This is a genomic window from Blastomonas sp. 34TW (assembly GCF_059803595.1).
In genome coordinates this window covers 51,846-69,069 of record NZ_JAPFGW010000007.1, presented here as the reverse complement: position 1 = coordinate 69,069, position 17,224 = coordinate 51,846, and the positions used below count along the sequence as shown (strand labels likewise).

Annotated in this window: 10 protein-coding genes; 5 read left to right on the top strand and 5 right to left on the bottom strand. The window is 64.0% G+C overall.

Annotated features, from left to right (window positions below; translation table 11 throughout):
• Positions 1–195: 195 nt before the first annotated feature.
• The 4 genes from OPU69_RS10535 to OPU69_RS10520 all read left to right on the top strand — a co-directional run bounded on the left by OPU69_RS10535 (position 196) and on the right by OPU69_RS10520 (position 8,819).
• Positions 196–2,682: a TonB-dependent receptor domain-containing protein gene (locus OPU69_RS10535; protein WP_208597955.1), complete on the top strand. Its 2,487-nt coding sequence runs from the start codon at positions 196–198 to the stop codon at positions 2,680–2,682.
• Positions 2,683–2,779: 97 nt separating this feature from the next.
• The gene (locus tag OPU69_RS10530; protein WP_060978694.1) at positions 2,780–4,615 is read left to right on the top strand and encodes a methyl-accepting chemotaxis protein; all 1,836 of its coding nucleotides are present in this window, start codon (positions 2,780–2,782) and stop codon (positions 4,613–4,615) included.
• A 245-nt stretch (positions 4,616–4,860) separates the two neighbouring features.
• Complete coding sequence (locus OPU69_RS10525) at positions 4,861–7,779, top strand: TonB-dependent receptor domain-containing protein (RefSeq protein ID WP_498510883.1); 2,919 nt, start codon at positions 4,861–4,863, stop codon at positions 7,777–7,779.
• 62 nt (positions 7,780–7,841) lie between these two features.
• The gene (locus OPU69_RS10520) at positions 7,842–8,819 is read left to right on the top strand and encodes a creatininase family protein (RefSeq protein WP_498510881.1); all 978 of its coding nucleotides are present in this window, start codon (positions 7,842–7,844) and stop codon (positions 8,817–8,819) included.
• A gap of 74 nt (positions 8,820–8,893) precedes the next feature.
• Here the strand turns inward: OPU69_RS10520 and OPU69_RS10515 are convergent, their stop codons facing one another.
• From OPU69_RS10515 to OPU69_RS10505, 3 genes are read right to left on the bottom strand one after another with little or no spacing between them, the layout of a single operon-like run.
• Positions 8,894–10,294 (bottom strand): mannitol dehydrogenase family protein, encoded by a 1,401-nt coding sequence (locus tag OPU69_RS10515; RefSeq protein WP_498510880.1) that lies wholly within the window; start codon positions 10,292–10,294, stop codon positions 8,894–8,896.
• The gene (gene uxaC, locus OPU69_RS10510; RefSeq protein ID WP_498510878.1) at positions 10,291–11,712 is read right to left on the bottom strand and encodes a glucuronate isomerase; all 1,422 of its coding nucleotides are present in this window, start codon (positions 11,710–11,712) and stop codon (positions 10,291–10,293) included. The genes OPU69_RS10515 and uxaC overlap by 4 nt, the downstream gene beginning before the upstream one ends.
• 1 nt (position 11,713) lies before the next feature.
• Complete coding sequence (locus tag OPU69_RS10505) at positions 11,714–12,499, bottom strand: FadR/GntR family transcriptional regulator (RefSeq protein WP_060978710.1); 786 nt, start codon at positions 12,497–12,499, stop codon at positions 11,714–11,716.
• Between the two features lie 275 nt (positions 12,500–12,774).
• Between OPU69_RS10505 and manD the strand changes: the two genes are divergently transcribed.
• Complete coding sequence (gene manD / locus OPU69_RS10500; protein WP_060978699.1) at positions 12,775–13,983, top strand: D-mannonate dehydratase ManD; 1,209 nt, start codon at positions 12,775–12,777, stop codon at positions 13,981–13,983.
• Between the two features lie 10 nt (positions 13,984–13,993).
• On the opposite strand, the gene OPU69_RS10495 is transcribed toward manD, so the two are convergent.
• A complete protein-coding gene (locus tag OPU69_RS10495; RefSeq protein ID WP_498510875.1) occupies positions 13,994–15,259 on the bottom strand; it encodes an MFS transporter in 1,266 nt (421 codons plus the stop codon).
• A 66-nt stretch (positions 15,260–15,325) separates the two neighbouring features.
• On the bottom strand, positions 15,326–17,218 hold the full coding sequence (locus OPU69_RS10490) for a sulfatase family protein (RefSeq protein ID WP_498510873.1): 1,893 nt from the start codon (positions 17,216–17,218) through the stop codon (positions 15,326–15,328).
• Positions 17,219–17,224: the final 6 nt, after the last annotated feature.

The following is a 17,224-nucleotide window of genomic DNA, read 5'->3' as shown; positions in this document are numbered from 1 at the left end:
GCGGCGCTCGCGGGGCTGTTCAGCGTCGCGGGCGCCGCACTGTGTCAGGCGCGCAAGGGCCTTGCGGAAATCCCTGATTTCCGGGCGTTTCGCGTCAGGCAACATTTCCCGGCAACTTGGTCAATCGGCGTTAACCACGCTTTAATTGGAATCAAATAGGCCGGTTGGGAAAGTGTTTTACAGCAGGGGCAATTCATGAATTTCTTCAAATATCACGGTTCGACTTGCACGGCCGCCGTGGCCATCGCGATGGTCGCCATGGCCACGCCGGCCTTGGCGCAGGAAGACAAGCCGATGACGGCTTGGGAGGCGAGCCGTACTGTCGATGAAGGCGATATGGTCACCACTGGCGTGGCACGCGGCCGTGACCGTCTGAACAGCGCGACCTCGACCAGCGCAATCAAGGAAAACGACATCATCTCCATCGCGCCGCGATCGCTGGCCGAACTGTTCCGCAACATTCCCGGCATCCGCGTCAACGCCGCGACGGGTGAGGGCGGCAACAGCTACACCGTGCGCGGTCTGCCGCTGGTCAACGACGGCGCAAAATACATCCAGCTGCAGGAAGACGGCCTGCCGGTGCTCGAATTCGGTGACCTGCTCACCCTCACGCCGGACATCTTCATCCGCGCCGACCTCAATGTCGCGCAGGTGGAATCGATCCGTGGCGGATCGGCATCGACCTTCGCCTCGAATGCGCCGGGCGGCGTGATCAACCTGATCTCCAAGACCGGCGAAGTCGAAGGCGGATCGGTGATGGGCACGGTCGGCATCGATTTCGAAAGCTATCGCACCGATTTCGATTATGGCGCGCGTCTCGGCGATGGCTGGCGCTTCCATGTTGGCGGTTTCTACCGCGAAGGCGAAGGTCCGCGCGAAACCGGCATGAACTCGATGCGCGGCGGACAGGTCAAGTTCAACGTCACCAAGCAGTTCGATGGCGGCTATATCCGCGTTTATGCCAAGCTGCTCGATGATCGGGCGCCCAGCTTCATCAACACGCCGCTGCGCGTTACCGGCACCAATGCCGATCCGTCCTATTCGGACGTCCCCGGTCTCGACACCCGCACCGACTCGCTGGTCTCGCCGTTGCTGCCCAACTCGCTGCGTCTGGGCACCTCGGGCACGCCGACGCGCCAGACCCTGGCAGAAGGTACGCACTCCAAGTCCAAGTCGCTGGGCTTCGACGCGCAGTTCAGCCTGGGCGAATGGTCGGTCACCAACCGGTTCCGCTATGCCGACCAGTCGTTGCGCAGCCTGATCCTGTTTCCCTCGGCAGCAGCGCCGGCGGCAGCATTTGCCACCCGTTTCGCCGGCCCGGGTGCGACCGCCAGCTATGCGGCGGGTCCGCGCGCCGGCCAGCCCTTCGACCCGTCGGGTAACGGCCTGCTCAACGTCTCGTTCATTGTCGACTCCGATGTTCCCGATGTCAGCAACATGACCAATGACCTGCGCGTCAGCCGGGTATGGAATGTCGGCGGCGGTGATCTGACCACGACGGCGGGCCTGTACCGTTCGAGCCAGGAATATGTCTCGGAAATCGGCTTCACCACCTTCCTGCAGGACATCGTTGGCGGCGGTCGGTCGGTCGCGGTCAACCTGCGCACCGCTACCGGCATCCCCGTCACTGACGGCGGCATCCTGGTCTATGGCAGCGCAGGCGGCGCCGGCAATTCGAAGAACACCGATCTCAACTATCAGGTGACCGCACCGTTCGGATCGTTCAACTTCGCCAAGGGCAAGATTGCCATCGGCGGTTCGATCCGCTGGGACAATGTCCGCGTTCGCGGCAACATCATCAACGATGCCGGAACGCGTCCGTTCGACATGAACGGCAATGGCGTGATTTCCGTGCCGGAAAGCCGCGTTGCGTTCATTCCCAATAACGTGACCTTCCCGGTCAACTACAACCACGATTATGTCTCGTACTCGCTGAGCACCAACTATCGCGTGTCCGAGCCGTTCTCGATCTTCGCGCGCTACAGCCGCGGCGGTCGCGCAGGGGCGGACAAGATCCTGTTCACGCCGGCGGTCAGCACCGTGACGGGCGCGCTCGTCAACAGCGTCGCAGGACATGACGTGCTGCGCCAGGCAGAACTGGGCCTGAAATATCGCAAGGACGGCATCTTCCTCAACCTGACCGGCTTCTATGCGCTGACCGACGAGACCAACTCGCAGCTGCGCACGAATGCAACTACCGGTCTGGCGGAACTCGCCACGGTCGCCCGTTCGTACAAGGCCTATGGTCTGGAGTTCGAGGGCGGCATCCGCCGCGGTCCGTTCAGCGTGACGGCGCACGCCACCTATACCGAGGCGGAGATCGATGCGGCAGAAAACCCGGCGCTGGTCGGCAACATCCCGCGCGGTCAGCCCAAGCTGCTCTACGGAATCCGTCCGCAATTCGACAGCGACATGTTCTCGGTCGGATTCAACGTGATCGGACAGACCGGCAGCTTCGCGCAGGACGTCAACCTGCTCCGTCTGCCTGCCTTCACCACCGTGGGCGCGTTTGCCCAGTTCCGTCCGATGGAGCGGCTGGAATTCAGCGTGAACGCCAGCAACCTGCTGAACGAGCGCGCGATTACCGGCGTGTCCGAAGGCGCCATTCCGGCAGCGGGGGTCGTGATGGGACGCACCATGTACGGCCGCACCGTGTCGGCATCTGCAAGGTTCTTCTTCTGATGCGCGGCCTGCCTCGGGACATCGCACCAGCCGCATTCCGGCTGTTCCGGCGCCCCGGGGCGGGCGCCCATACCACCTGGACCACAAAGGCTTGATCATGCTGAACAAACTGAACATTCCACGGAAGCTCAGCCTGTCCTTCCTGATGATCTGCAGCTCGGCTGCGCTGATGATGATCGTCTTCGCCGTCAATCTGTGGATGATCCAGTCATCGACGGAGCAGAACAATCATTCGCAGCTCATCTACGGCAAGGTCCAGGTGCTTGAGACCTCGCTGCTCCGCCAGAACAGCCAGTTTCGCGGCTTTCTGGTGACGGGCGACGAGAGCTATCTGAAATCCTATTACGAGGGCCGCGACGAATATGACGCCGCCGCCAAGGAACTGGAAACGCTGATCGTCAACCCGGCGCATCTGAAGCTGCTGGAAGAGGCGCGCAACGAAACGCTCGCCTGGCGCAAGAACTGGGGCGACAAGCTCATCAAGTGGACCCAGCAGGGCCGCGGCGAGGCTGCGGTCGAAGCGGTGCGCAATGCCGGCAAGGCTGTGCTGGTGAGCAAGGCGGTGCTGCCGCTGCGCGACATTCGCGACGCCGAACTGGCTTCGATCGAGCGGAACTCCGCGCGGCAGGATTCGGCGCTGACCTCGGCCATTGTCGCGCTGGTGCTGGGCGGCATCGCGCTGATCGGTATCGCGATCGGTCTTGCCGTTGCGCTGAGCCGCGCCATCGCTCTGCCGATCACCCGCCTGACCGACGCCATGGCGAGCCTGGCTGCGGGCAAGAACGAGATCAACGTCGACGTGAACCGCGCGGACGAGCTGGGTGACATGGCCCGTGCCGTGGTCGTGTTCCGCGATGCCGCTGTCGCCAAGGCGCGCGCTGACCAGGATCAGGCCAATGTCGTGACCGCGCTCGGCAAGGGGCTGGAGGCGCTCGCATCGGGCGACATGACCTATCAGATCACCGAGCCTTTTGCTGCCAATTACGACGGCCTGCGCATGACCTTCAACCGCACGGTCGAGGGGCTGGAAACCAGCCTGTCGAGCGTCGCCAGCTCGGCGCAGAGCGTCCACAACGGCGCCGGCGAAATCCGTGCGGCGTCCGAGGATCTGTCGCAGCGCACCGAACAGCAGGCGGCCAGCCTCGAAGGTGCGGCCAGCGCGATGGACAAGGTGACCGGCATGGTCAGCGAGTCCGCCAGCAGCGCCAAGACGGCACGGATCGAAATCGACACCGTGCACAAGGATGCCAATGAAGGCGGGCAGGTCGTCGACAAGGCGGTCAGCGCGATGGATGCGATCGAGCGCAGCTCGCAAGAGATCGGCCAGATCATCAACGTCATCGACAGCATTGCTTTCCAGACCAATCTGCTGGCGCTCAATGCCGGGGTCGAGGCTGCGCGCGCGGGTGAATCGGGCAAGGGCTTTGCGGTCGTCGCCAACGAGGTTCGCAGCCTCGCCCAGCGCTCCGCCGATGCCGCCAAGGACATCAAGGCGCTGATCACCGCGTCGAGCGAGCAGGTACAGGAAGGCGTCAGCTTGGTCGCGGAGACCGGCAAGATGTTCGACCGCATCATGGGCCGCATCGGCGATGTGAGCCGCATGGTCGCAGAAATCGCCGACGGGGCCGAAACCCAGTCGTCGAACCTGCGCAGCGTCAACACCTCGGTCGGCGACATGGACAAGATGACCCAGCAGAACGCCGCAATGGTGGAGGAAACCACCGCTGCTGCACGTACGCTGGCATCGGAAGCTGACGAGCTCGCCTCGTTGGTCGGCCGCTTCCGCCTGAAGACCTCGCACGGCCGCGCGGCGGCGCCGGCAAGCTCGGGTGGCTTCAGCCGCCCGGTCGCCAAGCCGCGCCCGGTTCCGCGCACGAGTGGCAATCTCGCGCTCAGCCCTGCGGTCGATGACGACGACTGGAGCGAGTTCTGACGAACGTCTGAAAGGCGCTAGAAAAAAACGGGAGGAGGGGCCGGGCTTGCAGAAGTCCGGCCCCTTTTTTTGTGCTTCACGTGCCGCGCCCGGAGCGTGTCAGACCCGTGGCCTCAGCCCCTGAACCGCTCGTTTGTCATGAACCGATAAGCTGCATCAATGCTTTTCGATAGGACTTATAAATTTGTATGGCATAGCCAAATGTGCAAAGTGGCATGACCAATAAGCATATCGGGGAGAGAGTGATGCGCAAGGCATTATGGCTGCTGGCTAGCGTTGGCGCGCAAGGATTGGCCATACCGGCTGTAGCCCAGACGGCGGAACAGCCTGCCGATCAAACCCAAACAGCGGACCAGGAAGATTCTGGCGAGGTCCAGGCAATCGTCGTGACCGGGTCGCGCATCGATCGCGCCGGCTTCACTGCCCCGACGCCGACGGTCGTGGTCACCGCTGCCACGCTGGAAAATCGCGCTGCCGTGAACGTGGCTGACGTCATCAACGAAATTCCCAGCTTTCGTCGTACCCAATCGCCCGAAAGCGGCGGTATCGGCAATCCCGGCGGCAACAATATCGATCTTCGCGGCCTGACGCCGGTGCGCACGCTGGTGCTGCTCGATCGCATGCGCTTGCCCCCGGTGAACCAGCCGGGATCGACGGTGGCAGGTGCGACCGATCTCAACGTCATTCCTACCGCTCTCATCGGAAGCATCGATGTCGTCAGCGGCGGCGCATCGGCTGCCTATGGTTCGGACGCTGTCGCGGGCGTGGTCAATCTCAAGCTGAATACCGGGCTTGAAGGCTTCAAGTTCAATATCCAGGGTGGACAGACCAGATACAGCGATGCGGAAGACTTTTTCGTCTCGGCCGCGTTCGGCACGAAGTTCGCCGATGGTCGCGGTCGTTTCATTCTGGGCGGCGAGGTCAGCATCAACGACGGCACCGCGCTGTTCAACGACAGACGGCCCTGGGGCCTGCGCAATGTCAGCACGGTCACATTCGGCGCGGGCCGGGCGGCGGGACTGCCAGCCAATCTTGTCACCGACAACGTGCTGTTCGGCACGCTGACCCCCGGCGGCCTGATCACGCCGACCGCCGCGGGCAATCCTGCGGGCTTGCGCAACCTGCAGTTCGTGATCGGCCCCAATGGCCAGCCGACGACCGCCCCGTTCAATGCCGGGCTCTATCAGGGCCAGATCGGCACCAACATGGTCGGCGGCACCAACGTTCTGCCCTATCAGGTGCTGCGCGCAGCGACGCAGCGCTACAATCTGGTGGGCAATCTGGAATTCGATTTCAGCGACAATGTCACCGCCTGGGTGCGCGGCATTTATGCCGAGACCGAGGCCGAGAACATCAGCGCCCAGATCCGCGCGGCCACGGGCGGAACCACCGGTTTCCTCTCGCTCAGTCGCAACAATCCCTATCTGCAGGCGGCGCTGACGCCGGCGCAGCTGGCGTTGATCCCGGCCAACGGGTCGTTGACCATCGGCTATCTCGGCAACGATTTCGGCCCGCCGCGCATCAAGAACCAAGGGCGGCTGTACAGCTTTGCCGGCGGCCTCAAGGGCACCATCGGATCGAGCTGGCGCTGGGATGCGACGCTGGCCTATGGCCGCAACCGCAGCGAGCAGATCCAGTCCAACACCGCAATCACCGCCAATTTCCTCAATGCCGTCAACGCGATCAGCCTGAACGGTCAGATCGTCTGCGCCAATGCGGCTGCTCGCGCGGCTGGCTGCCAGCCGATCAACGTTCTGGGCCGGGCCAGCTATTCGCCTGAGGCCTATGCCTATGCGTTCGGCACGTCGGACGCGGTCGCCATCACCACGCTGTTCGAGGCGGCGGCGAACGTCAATGGCGAGGCCTTTTCGATCTGGGCTGGCCCGGTCTCGCTGGGCGCGGGCGTCGAATATCGCGAGGAGAGCTTCCTCACCCGGGTCGATCCGATCAGCCAGGCCGGCGGGTTCATGGCCCGCGCTCCGCGGAATTTCCCCAAGGCCGATCAGTCGGTCAAGGAAGCCTATCTGGAGGCGATCGTGCCGCTGCTGAGCGAAGACTGGTTCACCGGCGCGCTCGACCTCAACGGTGCGGTCCGCCTGACCGATTACAGCACATCGGGCTCGGTCACGACCTGGAAGGCGGGGCTGACCTGGAAGCCGATCCCCGACATCCTGCTGCGCGGCACGCTGTCGCGCGATATCCGTGCGCCCAGCCTGCCAGAGCTGTTCACGGCGGCGGTGCAGACCGTGCCGCGGCCGCTTTATGCCGATTTGCGCCCGGCCTTTGCCGGCCAGCCGCAATATCAGTACGACGTGGTTGCCGGCGGCAATGTCAACTTGAAGCCCGAAATCGCGCGGACCACGACGCTGGGCGCGGTATTCAATCCGCGTTTCCTCAGCCGCCTGCAATTCTCGGTCGATTACTACCAGATCAAGATCCGTGAGGCGATCGGCGCGAATGCGGCGGCATCGGTGCTGACCAACTGCCTCGGCACCGGCGTCGGCGATCCGGCCAATCCGTTCTGCCAGCTGATCACCTTCGCCAACAACAACATCACTACCGGGGCGGTCCAGTCGGTCGTCGCACAGAATGCCAATTTTGCGCAGTTCCGCACCAAGGGGCTCGATTTCGGTCTGTCCTACACCCAGCCGCTCAGCGACTTTGTCGCGAGCTTGCCGGGACGTCTGGTCCTTTCGGCCCAGGCGACGCATGTCATCGAATATCGGTCGAGCTTCGATATCTCGCCGCTCTTCCCCAATGGCGTCAACCGCGCGGGCCAGACCGGTGCGCTGTTCGGCGGCAGCCCTGGCCTGCCCGATTGGGCGGTCAATGCCAATCTGGGCTATCGCGACAGCCGGTTCGAGGCGAATGTCCAGTATCGCTGGATCAGCCGCAGCCGCCAGAACAATGCACAGGTTGGCCCCGACGATCCCGCCTATAGCCCGGCGCTGGTCAACAGCATCAGCAATAACATCATTCCGGCCGTGGGGTATGTGAACATCGGTGCGAGCTATAATTTTGGCAAAGAAGGCACCAAGCAGCAGCTCTATTTCGTCGTCAACAACCTGTTCAACAAGGCGCCGCCGCTGCCCGCGATCAACAACAACGCCTGGTACGACCTGCTCGGCCTTTCCTATCGCGTGGGCGTCCGCTTTGAGTTCTGATTTCCCCCCTGGGCGGGCGGAGGCTGTCATGCCTCCGCCCATTTTTTTGGATGTGTCTTCTCATGTTCCATTGCACATCGCGGTCGATCCGCGCCGCGACCGCCATCGGTCTGGCCCTCGCAACCCTGGTGCCCAGTGCCCATGCCGCCGATGCCCCTGTCGCTGGTGCGGCGGCTCCCGCCATTTCCCAGATGCGCACCCGGCTGCTGACCTCGCTCACCGGCTATGAGGTCAGCGAATATCTCAAGCGCAACGACGTGCTCTATGTACCCGTCGGTCCGACCGAGGTGAACGGTGGCGCGCCGACCGATGTCGAATATGTCATCCCGCTCGCCTATGCGATCAAGCTCGCCGAGAAATCGGACGGGCTGGTGATGCCCTATCTTGCCTATTTCTATCCGGGCGGTACCACCACCAGCCCGGCGACGGTCCAGGTCAGCCCTTCGGAAGGTCTTGCCTATCTCAAGGTCCTGACCCGCTCGTTGATCCGCCAGGGCTTCCGTCGCATCGTCTTCCTGACCTCGCACGGTCCATCGCCCGCGACCCTGCTGCCGCTGGTGCGCGAAACGTTCGACGAGATGCACGTTCCGGTGCTGTGGATGGACACCGGCATGGTGCGCAAGGTCGAGCCGGGCGAGGCGCGCCCCGGCTTTGGCGGTGGCCCGCCCAATGGCCGCAATCTCACGATCTTCGGCGCCTATCAGTTGGTGGGGCGACTGAACGATATTCCGGTCGGCCTCAGCCAGCCGAAACACGAGATCATCCGCGATCCGAGCAACCTGTCACGCTTCGTGCCGCCGTATAACGGCACGCCCGCAGGCAGCTTCTATGCCGATCCTGCCGAACATGGCGGCTTTGCCGAGCCGATCACCGAGGCGCAGCGCGCCGAGTGGGGCAGAGAAGGCGCGGCGATGATCGAAGCGCAGGTGGCGTCTTTCGACGCGCTGGGCATGCTGGGCGCGTTACGCAAGCGCGACGAATTCACTCGCGAACTCGAGAAGAAATATGGCGACCTGCTGCCGGGCGCGCGTACGCCTTGAGGTTTGACGAAAGGCCGGGGGGCCTGGTCCCGGATCGGTGCCGAGGGGAAGGTGCCGGTCCGGGATTTCTGTTTTCAGGGGAAAAGCGCAGCCTTGATTTGCACCTGATCGGCCTCGCTGGCGACCCAGGTGGACGCAAACAGGCCCTGTGATCCGAACAGTGCCTCGATTATGCCGTTTGCACCATGCGCCTGCCAAAGTTGCGCTAGCGCCTGGGCCTGCGGATCGTCCACGGAACGGACATCGCCCCGGACATGGCGAACCCAGGCCGCTAGAGCCTGAAGCGTGGCCGGGCACGAACGTCCCGCCGCCTGGTTGACCGCCAGCGGCTCGAGCCAGCGCTGTGGAATCTTTTGCGAGCCGTCCATCGCGATCTGCATCAACCGGTGCTGCAACGCGCTGTTGGCGAAACGGTCTAGCAGGCTATCGGCATAGGCGACCGTGTCGATGCCGCTTGCCGGATCGAGCGTCGCGGCTGCTTCTTCGCGCATGATCGTCTCGATCACCGGGCGGATCGCCGGATCGGCGACGGCCTGGTGGACGAATTCATGCCCCGCATCGAGCCCCAGATAGGCGAGCGCCGAATGCGCGCCGTTGAGCATTCTGAGCTTGGCCGCCTCGTAGGGCCGCACGTCTGCAACCAGCTGCGCGCCGACCGCCTCCCAGCGCGGGCGCGGGCCGGCGAAATCGTCCTCGATTACCCATTGGGTGAACGGCTCGGTGATGATCGCGCCGTCGTCCTCGAGACCGATCTGATCGGCGACCCAGGCCCGGTCCTCCACCGTCATCGCGGGGACGATCCGGTCGATCATCGTTGCGGGGCAGCGGCAATGCGTGTCGAACCAGTCGGCCAGCACTGGATTGGTCGCGTCAAGATAGGCGCGCATCAACAGCCTGAGCTGACGACCATTATCGGCGAGATTATCGCAGCTAAGCAATGTCAGACCGGGCAGCCCAGCCGCCTTGCGCATGGCGAGCCCGGCCGCGATAAAGCCGTAGATCGTGCGCGGAACGCTGCCGGACAGATCGGATGCCAAAGCGGAATTGTCGGTATCGAGCGACCCGTCGGCACGGCGGACATAGCCTTTCTCGGTCACGGTAAAGCTGACGATGTGCGTGTCCGGGCTCGCAATCGCGGCGATGACGTCATCCGGCGCTTTGGGCGCAACGATGACCCGGGCGACCGAGCCGATCAGCCGCATCGCCACCGCATCGGATGACCGCTCGACCAGCGTGTAAAGCCCGTCCTGCGGGTTGAGCTGCGCTGCCACATCGCCCGAGCGCAGCGACAGGCCGATGATGCGCCAGTCGCGATCGCCTGCCGCCATCGCCGCATCGGTATAGGCCGCCTGATGCGCGCGGTGGAACGCGCCGATTCCGAAATGGACGATGCCGCATTTCTGCGCCGCCGGGTCATAGCCGGGGCGCGCGACACTCGCGGCCAGCTGCGCTGCGGTTTCGCGGCCCAGCCTCACAGCTTGTAGGCCTTTTTGGCGAGATTGTAGCTGAGCTCCTGGGCCAGCTCCGCCGCCTCCCAATCCTCGATGCGGTGCTCCGCGACCAACTGCGCCAGAAAGCCGCAATCGATCCGCCGCGCGACATCGTGCCGCGCCGGGATCGAGAGGAACGCGCGGGTATCATCGTTGAAACCGACGGTATTGTAGAAGCCGGCGGTCTCGGTCATCGCATGGCGGAAACGGCGCATGCCCTCGGGGCTGTCGTGGAACCACCAGGCCGGGCCGAGCTTAAGCGCCGGATAATGGCCTGCCAGCGGTGCCAGCTCGCGCGCATAGACCGATTCGTCGAGCGTGAAGAGAATGATCGTCAGGTCCGGATTGTTGCCGTGCCGCGCCAGCAGCGGTCGCAGCGCATTCACATAATCGGTGCGGCTGGGCATGTCGGCGCCCTTGTCGCGCCCGAAGCGCGCGAACACCGCCGGATTGTGGTTACGGAAGGCGCCGGGATGGATCTGCATCACGAGGCCGTCCTCGGCGCTCATCGTCGCCATTTCGGTGAGCATCTGCGCGCGGAACAGCTCGGCCTCGCCGGGGGTGACATCGGGGCGAATCACGCGGGCGAACAGCGCCTTGGCTTCGTCGCGCGGCAGGTCTGCCGTCTGCGCGGTCGGGTGGCCGTGGTCTGTCGAGGTCGCGCCGTGCTGCGCGAAGAATGTGCGGCGCTTGCAGTGCGCGGCGAGATAGCCCGACCAGCTGAACACATCCTCGCCGGTCAGTTCGCCGAACCGTGCCAGATTGTCCAGAAAACCCTCGAATTCGGGATCGATCACCGGGTCGGGGCGATAGGCAGTGAGCACTCGGCCCTGCCAGCCGCTCGCTGCGATGGCCTGGTGATGCTCGAGCGTGTCGATCGGCGATTCGGTCGTCGTGATCACCTCGATCCGGTACCGCTCGAACAGCGCGCGCGGACGGAAGGCCGGCGTCGCGAGCTGCTCGGTGATATGGTCGTAATAGTGATCGGCCGTTCCGGCGTCGAGCTGGACATCGAGGCCGAAGGCTTCGGCAAACACCCAGTCGAGCCACATGCGCGACGGCGTGCCACGGAACAGGTGATAGTGGCTTGCCAGGATGCGCCAGGCCTCGCGCGGATCGACAGCAGGGGCATCGGGTTTAGACACCGGTGTCAGCCCAAGAGACTCCAAAGCGATCCCCTGGCTGTAAAGCATGCGGAAGACATAATGGTCCGGCTGCAGCAGAAGCGCGGTCGCGTTCTCGAACGGCGCATCGCTGGCGAACCAGGCCGGGTCGGTATGGCCGTGCGGGCTGATGATCGGCAGATCGCGCACGCTTTCGTAAAGCCGCCGGGTGATGCTGCGGACATCGGGATCGACCGGAAAGAGGCGGTCGGGGTGAAGCTGTAACGGTCTTGTGGTCATGTCAGAGTTGCGCTGCCCTTGCATAGCGTTCGCGGGTAGAGGCGACATTGCGCCGCGCGGCTTCAATAGCCTCTTCCTCGGTCGCGAACAGCAGGTGATTGATAACGGCGGACATATGGCCGCGCATTGCCGCCCGCGCCGCTGCAGGATCGCGCGCGCGCAATGCATCGAGCACGGCCTTGTGCTCTTCGACCACCGGCTGAACATTGGCGGTGCGTGCCTTTTCGAGCAGCAGCGCGCAATTGGGGGAGGTCGAACGCAACCGCCACATTTCCTCGATCTGGTTGCGGATCACCGCATTGCGCGTCGCGGTGGCGATCAGCATGTGAAAGGCCTGGTCGGCATGGGTGCTGCCGCCGGGCATCAGGTTCTCGCGCTCGATCTCGGCGACCAGGCGTTCGAGCTCGTCCAGTTCATCTTCGCGAATGTGCACCGCGGCAAGCGCCGCCGCTTCGCCCTCGATCAGCAGCCGTGCCTCCATCAGCTCGAAGGCGGTCACGGTGAAGCCCGGTGCGTCGGTTTCGCCCGGCAGCTTGCGCACATAGGCGCCTGAGCCGATGCGCACTTCGATCAGCCCCTGGACTTCGAGTGCGATCATCGCTTCCCGAACTGCGGGACGCGAGACATTGTACTGGACCGAAAGCTCGCGCTCGGCGGGCAGGCGGTCGCCCACGGCATAGCGGCCCGCGACCAGGTCGGAAAAGAGATCCTTGGCCAGCTTCTGGTAGAGCCGCTCGGGCGGCGGCGCCGCCTCGATGGTGGGGGCGTTCTTTCTGGGTCGCGCCATGCGCAGCAGCTCCTGATCAAAGGCCTGACCAATTGGGAACAATCGGCCGCGAACAACCCATGCCACAGCCGCCAATAAAACGACAAGGCCTAAAGCGCGGCTTGGAGTTTGCGCCGCAGCGTCCGGCTTCGGCTCTGGTCGAAGCCGAGAGACAACGGTGGCTGAGGATTTTCTAACAGATTAACAAAAATAGGTATGACCAATTATGTTACATTTGGTGTTCCGTGCGTTACCAATGACGGCAGATGACATCCAGAAAGGGAGAGGCGTATCTCATGAAGATACAATCGGCCAAGGTGATCGTGACGTGTCCCGGGCGCAATTTCGTGACGTTGAAGATCGAGACCGATCAGGGCGTGTACGGCATCGGCGATGCGACGCTGAACGGACGCGAGCTATCGGTCGTCTCCTATCTGGAAGACCATGTCATCCCCTGTCTGATCGGCATGGACCCGCAGCGGATAGAAGATATCTGGCAATATCTCTATCGCGGCGCCTATTGGCGGCGCGGCCCGGTGACGATGCGCGCGATCGCGGCGGTCGACATGGCGTTGTGGGACATCAAGGCGAAGATGGCGGGCATGCCGCTTTACCAGCTGCTGGGCGGACGCAGCCGCGACGGCGTGCTGGTCTATGGCCATGCCAATGGCAGCGACATTGCCGAAACGGTCGACGCGGTCGGCCATTATATCGACATGGGCTACAAGGCGATCCGCGCACAGACCGGCGTGCCCGGCATCAAGGACGCCTATGGGGTCGGACGCGGCAAGCTCTATTACGAACCGGCCGATGCCAGTCTGCCTTCGGTCACCGGCTGGGACACGCGCAGGGCGCTGAACTATGTGCCCAAGCTGTTCGAGGAATTGCGCAAGACCTATGGTTTCGACCATCATCTGCTGCACGATGGCCACCATCGCTATACCCCGCAGGAAGCGGCGAACCTCGGCAAGATGCTCGAGCCCTATCAGCTGTTCTGGCTGGAAGATTGCACGCCTGCGGAAAACCAGGAGGCGTTCAGGCTGGTGCGCCAGCACACCGTCACGCCGCTGGCGGTGGGCGAGATTTTCAACACCATCTGGGACTGCAAGGACCTGATCCAGAACCAGCTGATCGACTATATCCGCGCGACCGTCGTCGGCGCGGGCGGCCTGACGCATCTGCGCCGCATCGCCGATCTCGCGAGCCTTTATCAGGTCCGCACCGGTTGCCACGGGGCGACCGACCTGTCGCCGGTCACCATGGGCTGCGCGCTGCATTTCGACAGCTGGGTGCCCAATTTCGGCATCCAGGAATATATGCGCCATACCGAAGCGACCGACGCGGTTTTCCCGCACGACTACCGGTTCGAGGCGGGAATGATGTATTGCGGCGAGGCCCCCGGCCATGGCGTCGATATCGACGAGGCGCTGGCGGCGAAATATCCCTACAAGCCCGCCTATCTGCCCGTCGCGCGGCTCGAGGACGGGACGATGTGGAACTGGTGAGAGCTAGCGCTCACGCTGCTGAAGGCACTTTCCGACCGGAGTGCTTCAGCAGCGCCCAGAGCACCACTGCCGCGATCAGATCGAGCCCGGCCAGCGCGGCGAACAGCGGATCGTAACCGAACGTATCCGCACTCTGCCCGATCAACAGCGTGAACAGCATCCCGCCGATCCAGGCCGACGTCCCCGCCATGCCGCTCGCGGTGCCCACGGTCTTCCTGTCGAACACATCGGCGCACAGGGTGATCAGCGCGCCATTGAGCATTTGATGCGCAAAGCCGCCGATGCAGAACAGTGCGATCGCCATGCCGGGTGAGGTTGCGAGGCCGATGCAGGCCGGGCCCACCATGCAGAGCGCGCCGATCGTCATCGTGATCTTGCGGCTGGCGATCAGCCCCGTGCCACGCTTCATCGGCCAGCCGGGTAGCACGCCTGCGGCAAGACTGCCGAAATCCGCCGCGAGGAACGGCAGCCAAGCCCAGAGCGCGATCGCCTTGAGGTCGAGATTCCAGGCCGAGACCAGATAGAGCGGGATGAAGAAGTTGAACGTCTGCCACGCCGGTTCCGAAAGAAAGCGGGGCGTCGCGATCGCCCAGAACGAACGGCTGCGCAGTACGTCGCGCTTGGTTGCGGGCTTGGATATGACATCTTCGGCGCGCCCCGCCTCGATCAACGCTTTCTCGCCCTTCGACAGCCGGGGATGTTCGGCAGGATCGCGATAGCCGAACCACCATAGCCCCGCCCAGACCAGGCTGAGCACGCCGGTGACCACGAACGCTGCCTCCCAGTTCCACGCAAGAATGCAGAAGGCGACCAGCGGCGGCGCGATCATGTTGCCGACACTGGTGCCCATCTGGAACAGGCTGGTGGCCAGCGATCGCTCGCGCGGCGGAAACCAGGTGGCGACCGTTTTCGCGCCGGCGGGAATCGCCGCCGCCTCGGTCGCCCCGAGCAGCGTGCGGAAAAAGGCGAGGCTGGCCCAACCGGTGGCAAAGGCGTGCGCCATGTTGGACAGCGCCCAGCCGATCGCGAACAGGAAGAAGCCGAGCCGGGTGCCCAGCGCATCGAGCACGGTGCCTGCGACGGTCTGCATCACCGTATAACTCGCCTGAAACGCGAGCACGACCCAGCTATATTGCTCGGTCGTCATCGCGAATTCGGTCTTGAGCGTGGGGGCGGCGACCGAGAGCGTCGAGCGCGCGAGATAGTTGAGGATCGTCCCCAGGGTCACCAGTCCGATGATCCACCAGCGCAAGCGCCCGGTCCGAATTGTGTTCATCGTTCTGCCTTCACGGAAAACGCGGCCGGGCGCATGGCCCGGCCCAGGGGAGTTGCTTGGCCATCGTCAGCCGACCGGTGCGCCGGCGGCACGCGGCCGTCCGGTCGGCAGGGAAGGGCGGAAACTGCCTTCGAGCACGGCGACCAGATAGCGCGCGGCGCGGATGACATAATCGTTCTCGTCATCGACGATCGCCTTGATCGCGGGCAGCACCGGGCGCGCGCGCTCGTCGAGCGCATCAAGCGCGTTCAGCGCCATCAGCCGCTCGGGGATAGGCCTGCTCGATGCGATGGCCTGCTCCAGCACCGGCAGGGCGATCGATGCATCGCCGATAGCCGCAAGCGCTTTGGCGGCCGCGATACGCACAGCAGCCGAAGCGTCGCGCGTCGCTGCGTCTGCCAGCGCGGCCTTGGCAGGCATCGCACCTTCACCCAGAACCACCAATCCGGTTGCCGCCCAATAGCGGATCACCGCATTGCTGTGCCGCAACAGCGCAGCCAGCCGCTTGGCGTCGCGCGTCTTTCCGCGTGCGGCGCTCGTAGCCACGGTCATGATCCGGCGCAGCGGGTAATTCGCCTCGCTCTGGGTCGCCTCATAGCCTTCGCCCGGCTCGCCTTCGGGAATGAAACCGTTGTCGCGGATACGCAGCATATGTGCGTCGAGCGCCTTGCGAAAACGCGCCAGCCTCGCGCCATGTACGGCCAGCCCCGCCAGATTGCTCAGCTGATAGGGATCGGTCTCAAGGTCGTAGAGCTCCTCATACGGCTTGCGCCCGAAAAAGCGCGATTGCTCCGCCGTCAGCGTTCCGGCGATCCGCGCCTCGTCCCACGACTGATAGCCCTTCGCGATCCATTCGAACGACGAATAGACGCCCCAGGGGCGGTGGGGCATGTAGTTGCGGATATAGCGATAGCGCCCGTCACAGGCGGTGCGCACCATGTCGTAGCGCTCGTCCATGCGGTCGCGCATGCCGAAGGCATAGGCGGAACGCTTGCCGATCTCGCTGCCCAGAAACGCCTGCCCATGCATCTGCGTCGGTTTTGTCGCCCCAGCCAGCGAAAGGAGTGTGGGCGCAAGATCGACCAGGCTGACCGGATCGGCCACAGTGCTGCCCATCGGCACGGGAGCAAGATGCTGCCACTTCGGTGGGAAATGCGCGATCAGCGCGACGCGCAGCCCTTCCTCGTAACAATAGCGCTTGCTGCGCGGCAGCACCCCGCCATGGTCGGAATAGTAGAAAACGATTGTATCCTCGGCGAGACCGTCGGCTTCAAGCTCCTTCAGCCGTGCGCCGATCTCGCCATCCATGCGCGCGATGAGGTTGTAATAGCTGGCAAAATCGGTCCGCATCGCTGGGGTGTCGGGCAGATAGGGCGGAATGCGGATTTGATCGGGCGAGACCGGGCCCTCGACCGGCTTCGGGCCGAACAGCCGCGATTCATGCGTCGTCATGTGGTTGAACACCGCCATGAACGGCGCGCCTTCCGGGCGACTGCGCCAATGCGCTGTCGCGCTCGACTCGTTCCAGATGCGCTCGGGCTCGACAGCGCAATTGTAATCGGTCTTGTCGTTGTTGGTGCAATAATAGCCGAGGCTGCGCAGATATTCGGGATAGGTGCGCATCACCATCGGCAGGTTCGCCATCGCGCGCATGTGCTGGGCAGGGGCGTTGCTTTCCGGATGACAGCCAGTCAGGATGCCGAAGCGCGACGGCGCGCAGACCGGCGCATTGGCATAGGCACGGGTGTAGAGAATGCCCTTGCGCGCCAGCGCATCGATATTGGGCGAATGCGCGATCGGATCGCCATAACAGCCCAGGAACGGGCTGTGATCCTCGCTCACCAGCCACAGGATATTGGGCAGCGCGCGGCTCGTGTCTGTGCCGCGCGCGAGCGCTGGCGCCGACGCCGCCATGCCGCTGGCCGCCAGGGCCTTGATCAGGCCGCGTCTCGAAACCATGGCCCT

Coding starts and splice junctions, on each gene's coding strand:
- OPU69_RS10490 (WP_498510873.1), bottom strand. CDS start 17,218: ATGGTTTCGAGACGCGGCCTGATCAAGGCCCTGGCGGCCAGCGGCATG.
- manD (WP_060978699.1), top strand. CDS start 12,775: ATGAAGATACAATCGGCCAAGGTGATCGTGACGTGTCCCGGGCGCAAT.
- OPU69_RS10520 (WP_498510881.1), top strand. CDS start 7,842: ATGTTCCATTGCACATCGCGGTCGATCCGCGCCGCGACCGCCATCGGT.
- OPU69_RS10535 (WP_208597955.1), top strand. CDS start 196: ATGAATTTCTTCAAATATCACGGTTCGACTTGCACGGCCGCCGTGGCC.
- OPU69_RS10505 (WP_060978710.1), bottom strand. CDS start 12,499: ATGGCGCGACCCAGAAAGAACGCCCCCACCATCGAGGCGGCGCCGCCG.
- OPU69_RS10525 (WP_498510883.1), top strand. CDS start 4,861: ATGCGCAAGGCATTATGGCTGCTGGCTAGCGTTGGCGCGCAAGGATTG.
- OPU69_RS10530 (WP_060978694.1), top strand. CDS start 2,780: ATGCTGAACAAACTGAACATTCCACGGAAGCTCAGCCTGTCCTTCCTG.
- OPU69_RS10495 (WP_498510875.1), bottom strand. CDS start 15,259: ATGAACACAATTCGGACCGGGCGCTTGCGCTGGTGGATCATCGGACTG.
- uxaC (WP_498510878.1), bottom strand. CDS start 11,712: ATGACCACAAGACCGTTACAGCTTCACCCCGACCGCCTCTTTCCGGTC.